At 58.1% G+C, this 1,475-nt stretch carries 2 protein-coding genes; both read left to right on the forward strand.

The annotated features are described in order from the left end of the window. Window positions 1–599 (forward strand): flotillin domain-containing protein (locus AB4043_RS25300; RefSeq protein ID WP_442308501.1); only part of this gene is annotated, 599 nt, incomplete at its 5' end. 64 nt (window positions 600–663) lie between these two features. Further along, a complete protein-coding gene (locus tag AB4043_RS25305) occupies window positions 664–1,332 on the forward strand; it encodes a PspA/IM30 family protein (RefSeq protein WP_442302292.1) in 669 nt (222 codons plus the stop codon). Window positions 1,333–1,475: the final 143 nt, after the last annotated feature.

The raw sequence follows: 1,475 nt of genomic DNA on the forward strand, positions 1-1,475 counted from the left end.
GGACCAACGTCATGCAGCAGCAGGTGGTCGCTGAGCAGGTGAAGGTGCAGCAGGTGGAGAAGGAACAGCAGGTGAAGGTGCAGGAGGCTGAGATCCTGCGTCACGAGAAGGAGCTGATCGCGACGGTGCTCAAGCAGTCTGAGATCGAGCGTAAGCGCATCGAAAACCTTGCCGCCGCCGAACGTGCCCGCCTGGTCGCCGAAGCTGAAGGCCGCGCCTCTGCCATCCGTGCGCAGGGTGAGGCGGAAGCCGCCATCATCTTCCAGAAGGGTGAGGCCGAAGCGAAGGCCATGAACGTGAAGGCCGAGGCCTATCAGGAGTGGACGCAGGCCGCCGTTGTCGACCGCCTGATCTCGAATATGGCTGAGGTGGTACGCGCCATGAGCGAGCCGCTCTCGAAGGTGGACAAAATCACCATCGTCTCCACCGGCGACGGCAATAACCTGGGCGCGAGCAAGCTCACCGGCGAGATGACCAAGATCGCCTCGCAGGTGCCGGCGCTGTTCGAAGCCCTGAGTGGTATGAACCTGAGCGACTTGATGAGCAACGTGAAGCAGAYGAAGCCTCGCGACAACTCTCAGGGCAACACCCATGCGTAAGCTATAAAGTCCGCGGGGCCGCATCAAGCGGCTCCGCAGACTCCGATGGAAGGAGGAACCCATCATGCCGCTACTGGAAAGAGTCACCACCCTGCTGCGGGCCAATCTCAACGACCTGATCGATAAGGCCGAAGATCCCGAAAAGATGATCAAGCAACTCCTGCTCGATATGGAAAACCAGTTGCTCCAGGTAAAGACCCAGGTTGCAATTGCTATTGCCGACCTGCACCTGCTGGAGAATCGCAAGCGCGAACATGAAGAGTCCGCTGCCGGCTGGCGCCGCAAAGCCGAGCTGGCTATTGGACGCCACGATGAGGATCTGGCACGCGCCGCATTGGATCGCAGCCTGAGCTCACAGCAACTGGCTATAAGTTTCAACCAACAGATTGAGGATCAACAGGTAGAGCTGGACACCATGCGCAGCGCCTATCTGCAATTGCAGGCGCGTATGAAAGAGACGGAAGCACAGTGCGAACTGCTAATGGCCCGCAATCGCCGGGCCCGTGCTGTAAGCAAAGCTACCGCAGCTCAGACAAAGATCGCCGATGGAGCGGCTTTACGTTCGCTGGATCGGATGAAGGCGAAGATCCTCGGACAGGAAGCCGAAAACACCGGAGCACAGACCGTGCTCGGGATGAATACGGTAGAAGACCGCTTTCATAAGCTGGAACGCGAAAGCCAGATCGATGCATTGTTGCTGGAGCTAAAGGAGCAGCAACGATTGCCGGGGTAGTCGATGTACTGGTGTCTCAGACATCCATCCTTTTTCGTTGTCGTCTGAGATAAGACGAAGCACTGCTCCCGTTGCCCCATTCTTTTGCGCAGCAAAAGGGTGGGGTATCGCGCTATGCGCGACCGCTTTGCAGACATTTCTTC

This window comes from Terriglobus sp. YAF25, from assembly GCF_052113305.1.
In the GTDB taxonomy this organism is placed as follows: domain Bacteria; phylum Acidobacteriota; class Terriglobia; order Terriglobales; family Acidobacteriaceae; genus Terriglobus.